The sequence below is a fragment of the Rhodoblastus sp. genome (assembly GCF_052145335.1).
GTDB lineage: Bacteria > Pseudomonadota > Alphaproteobacteria > Rhizobiales > Beijerinckiaceae > Rhodoblastus.
Genome location: NZ_JBKQOU010000178.1, coordinates 1 through 4289 on the forward strand (window position 1 = coordinate 1; position 4289 = coordinate 4289).

A 4289-nucleotide genomic window follows, 5' to 3' on the forward strand; every position below is an offset into this window, starting at 1 on the left:
AGGAGATGGCCGAGGTCAAGGCGGCAAGCTGATCCTCGGATATGGTGAAAGCCGGGGTCAGATAGACGATGTCGCCGAAGGGGCGCACCCAGACGCCCTTTTCGACGAATTTTGCGCGCAAGGCGGCCGCATCGGCGAGAGTCTCCAGTTGCACGACGCCGATCGCGCCCTTGACCCGCACATCGACGACGCCTGGAAGGTTGCGACAAGGCTCAAGCCCCGCACGCAACAGCCTTTCAATTTGCGCCACCTGATCCAGCCGCGGTTCGGTTTCAAAAAGGTCGAGCGAGGCGTTGGCGGCGGCGCAGGCCAGCGGATTGGCCATGAAAGTCGGGCCGTGCATCAGCGCCTTGGCCGGATCGTTCGAAAGAAAAGCCTCGTAGACGTGGGGCCGCGCGATGGTCGCGGCGAGCGACAAGGCGCCGCCGGTGAGGCCCTTTCCCAGACAGAGGATGTCAGGCGTGATTCCGGCCTGCTCACAGGCGAAAAAGCTTCCCGTCCGCCCGAAGCCGACGAAAACCTCGTCGGCGATCAACAACACGCCATGCCGTTCGCAGGCTCTAGCGACGTGGAGCAGGACCTCTGCGGAATGGAACTTCATACCGCCGGCGCCTTGCACCAGAGGCTCGATCAGCACCGCGGCAATCTGGGCTTTCTCACGTTCCAGCAGAACATTAAAGACCTCGTCTAATTCATTGCTTACAGGTAGTTCAGCCAGGAATTGTTTTGGCAGGTAATGCTTGAACAACGCGTGCATCGACTCGTCGGGATCGCAGACGGACATGCAGGCCATGGTGTCGCCGTGATAGCCATGGCGAAAGCTCACCATGCGGCTGCGGCCTTCGTCGCCGCGATTGAGGTGATATTGCACCGCCATTTTCATTGCCACTTCGACCGCGACCGAGCCGCTGTCGACGAAAAACACATGGCTCAGGTCGCCAGGCGTTTTTGCCGCCAACCTCTCGGCGAGCTTCAGCGCCGGCTCATGGACCAGGCCGCCGAACATTACGTGCGGCATGGCGTCGATCTGGCGGTGCAGCGCTGCCTTGATATGGGGATGGTTGTAGCCGTGGCAGGCGGTCCACCAGCTGGCGATGCCGTCGATAAGTTCGCGCCCGTCGCGCAGCCGGATCAGCGAGCCTTGAGTCGAGACCGCCTCATAGGGCTGGCTCGCCGTCTGCATTTGGGTGTAGGGAAGCCAGACATTTTGCAGAAGATCTGTCATCTAAACGGGCCTGCGGAGAGACATGGGTTTGGCGAGACGTTATTTCATCACTTCGACCGGCACCGGCATCGGCAAGACCTATGTCACCACGGCCTTGATCGCGCAGGCGCGCGCGAAGGGGCTGACGGTCGCCGCCACTAAGCCGGTAATCTCGGGCTTCGACAAGCAGGAAATCGCCGCCAGCGACACCGGGGCGATCCTCGCCGCACTGGGTGAGTCGCCGACCCCGGAAAATGTGGAAAAAATCTCGCCCTGGCGCTTTTCCGCGCCGCTGGCGCCGAACATGGCGGCGCGCGCCGAGGGAAAAATCCTCGACTGCGAGGCGCTTTTCGCCCAAGGGCGCGAGTTTTTGCGGGGCGAGGCCGAGCTGATCCTGGTCGAGGGCGTCGGCGGCGTGATGGTTCCGCTCGACGACAAGCGCACGGTGCTCGACTGGATCGCCGCCGTGGGCGCGCCGGTGGTGCTGGTGGTCGGCGATTATCTCGGCACGCTCAGCCACACCCTGACGGCGGTCGAGGTCTTGCGCATGAAGGGGGCGGACTTGGCGGCGATCGTCGTCAACGAAGGCGCGGCGGCGTCCGTCGCATTCGAGGACACTCTGGCGGAATTAGCCGCCCGGGTTGCGCCGTTTCCTGTGCTCGGACTGCGGCGTGGCGGGGATGGCGCCAAGCTGGCGGCCCTTTTGGCTTGAGCCCGAAATCGCGCCAAGGCGACAGAGCTTTGGCTTGAAAAAGAGCAAATTCATTCAATATGCAATTTTCCTGTGAATTCAGGTTGATGACAATGCCAAATTGAAATCGTCGGGTTCGTAGAGGCAGGCATGCCCGGAAGATTCGTGCTACCCGGCGTTCGCTGGATTCCGGCGGTTCGTCACTATCGGCCGAAGCGGCGTGTTTTGTTCGGCCGTTCGACCCGCCGTTTTCGCGTGCCGATTTTCGCCGTCAGCGCCTTTGCTTCTGGCTTGGCGGCCACGTGGATCATCGACCAGGGCCAGACGGTCGTTCCGACGCCTGCGCGGCAGGTCGCCCCGGTTCAGCCAGCCGGCGCTCCCTTTGGCGAGCCGCCAACGCCGGCGACGCCAACCAAGCCGCAGCTGGAATCGACTACGCCTCCATCCGAATCAGGATCTTCGTCTGAGGTGACCGGCCCTGGGAGGCCGCTGGCTTTGCCTCCGGCCATTGGTTCGCCAAAGCCGCAACCTCCGTTCACGGCCGCGCCGTTCGAACTTCCGCCAATCCCGTCGCCGCCGCCGCCGATCGACTCGACATTGGCGCCGGCGGAGACCGTCTTGCCGGGGGAACCGTCGGCCCCGAAGGCGCCGAAGCCTCCGCCGCCCGAAACGATCGCTCCGCAGGCGCCCGAACCTCCGGCGCCGGATGTTGTCGCGCCGTCGCAGCCGATCGACCGGACATTGGCGCCAGAAACCGTCCCGCCTCCTGAACCGATGGCGCCCCCGGCGACGAAGCCTTCGCCGTCGGATCTTGTTTCGCCAGCCCGGCCAGCGCCGCCCGCGGTTCGGGAACCGCCACATCGTCAAGCGGCGCCCACGGCTCGCGGCGGCATGGGCGAAAAGGCCGGGACGCATCGAAACTCCGCGTCCGTCCGGCCTCCAGCCCCAACCAAGTCGCAGGCCATTCGACACGCGAAGAAGCAAGGCAAAGCCGTCACGCCTGTCGTCGTCGCGCCTCCCGCGCACCACAAATTCGTCCTTCCGCCAGCGCTGAAACCATCCGTCAGCGCCGCGCCAACGGGTTCGCCGATCCCGCAGGTGGGCGTGATTCCTCAAGCTGGAGAGGAGTAGACAATGTTGAAAGCTTGCGCCCTTGTTTCGAGCCTTTCGACGCCGCTGCTCGTGGCGGGCTGCACGAGCCTTGCTCCGGGAGAGACAGCGGTAACACCCGGTACGTCGGTCGCGTCGTGGCAGATGCCCTGGCAGCTTGATCCGATTTGGCCGCAATCCGTTGCGCATGGAGAAACGACCACCAGAACCTACGTGCCGGGCACAGGCTATGTTCGCGGAACGCCAACGGCGCTGGCTTCGGTGGGCCGTCCCTTGCCCAAAGGCCCCGAACCGAACCATACGGTCGAAACCTGCCGGCAAACGGTCGCGGGCGAAGCCGCAAAATTAGGCGCAAGGCAGGTCGAGGCGGCTTCAGCGGGCCGCGAGAGTATCGACGCTAAAGGCAATTATGTCGCGCCGGTGCTTATTCGCGTCAATTACCTGCGCGGCGGCCATTACGAGGTGCGCGAGGCGGTAATGACCTGTATCGTCGACCGGAATGAAAAAATCGTCGACGCTTATGCGGCAGGCTCGCGCCATCGCGTCGAAATAGACGCTGGCAAGGCCGACGGCTGACATTCGTCTACTTCCACAACCCCGCCGGGCCACCGCCGCGCTCCTGTGAAGACCGCGGCGGCGGAGAGTCCAAGCTCAGGGCATCAGCACTTTGTTGATGACATGGATGACGCCATTGGACTGGCCGACATCGGCGATGGTGACGCGGGCGACGTCGCCTTTGTCGTCGATAACGTCGAGATGCTGGCCGCGCTGCTCGACCTTGAGCGTGTCGCCTTCGACCGTCTTGTAGGTTGCGGTCCCGCCGCCCTTCTTGACCGCCTCCATCAGATCAGCCGCGGTCAGCCTGCCGGGAACCACGTGATAGGTCAGAACCTTGGTCAGGGTCGGCTTGCTTTCAGGCTGCAACAGTCCGTTGACCGTGCCCTTGGGCAGTTTGGCGAAGGCTTCGTTGGTCGTCGCGAAAACCGTGAACGGCCCGGGCCCTTCGAGGGTATCGACCAGCCCGGCGGCCTTCACCGCCGCGACGAGGGTGGTGTGGTCCTTGGAATTGACCGCGTTCTCCACGATGTTTTTCGACGGATACATCCTGGCGCCGCCAACCATGACGGTTTTTCCCGACATTTGCGCGGCCGCGGGCGAAATGAAGTTAACGGCGGCGGGGACCATGGCGACGGTCAGGGCCGAGGCGAGAAGAAGGGAGCGATTGGAAAGCACGTTGGTTCTCCTTGGATGAGAGGCTGTCGTGCGCCTCAACTGGAGATACGG

At 63.6% G+C, this 4289-nt stretch carries 4 protein-coding genes; 2 read left to right on the top strand and 2 right to left on the bottom strand.

Going from position 1 to position 4289, the window contains the following annotated elements:
* Positions 1 to 1225 (bottom strand): adenosylmethionine--8-amino-7-oxononanoate transaminase (locus tag ACLP2E_RS11550; RefSeq protein WP_442466009.1); only part of this gene is annotated, 1225 nt, incomplete at its 3' end.
* Positions 1226 to 1247: 22 nt separating this feature from the next.
* Between ACLP2E_RS11550 and bioD the strand changes: the two genes are divergently transcribed.
* Both bioD and ACLP2E_RS11560 read left to right on the top strand, forming a co-directional pair.
* A complete protein-coding gene (bioD, locus tag ACLP2E_RS11555; protein WP_442466010.1) occupies positions 1248 to 1916 on the top strand; it encodes a dethiobiotin synthase in 669 nt (222 codons plus the stop codon).
* 1113 nt (positions 1917 to 3029) lie between these two features.
* Positions 3030 to 3581 (top strand): hypothetical protein, encoded by a 552-nt coding sequence (locus ACLP2E_RS11560; RefSeq protein WP_442466011.1) that lies wholly within the window; start codon positions 3030 to 3032, stop codon positions 3579 to 3581.
* 75 nt (positions 3582 to 3656) lie between these two features.
* Here the strand turns inward: ACLP2E_RS11560 and ACLP2E_RS11565 are convergent, their stop codons facing one another.
* Positions 3657 to 4190 (bottom strand): fasciclin domain-containing protein, encoded by a 534-nt coding sequence (locus ACLP2E_RS11565; protein ID WP_442466012.1) that lies wholly within the window; start codon positions 4188 to 4190, stop codon positions 3657 to 3659.
* Positions 4191 to 4289: the final 99 nt, after the last annotated feature.

Coding starts and splice junctions, on each gene's coding strand:
- bioD (WP_442466010.1), top strand. CDS start 1,248: ATGGGTTTGGCGAGACGTTATTTCATCACTTCGACCGGCACCGGCATC.
- ACLP2E_RS11560 (WP_442466011.1), top strand. CDS start 3,030: ATGTTGAAAGCTTGCGCCCTTGTTTCGAGCCTTTCGACGCCGCTGCTC.
- ACLP2E_RS11565 (WP_442466012.1), bottom strand. CDS start 4,190: ATGGTCCCCGCCGCCGTTAACTTCATTTCGCCCGCGGCCGCGCAAATG.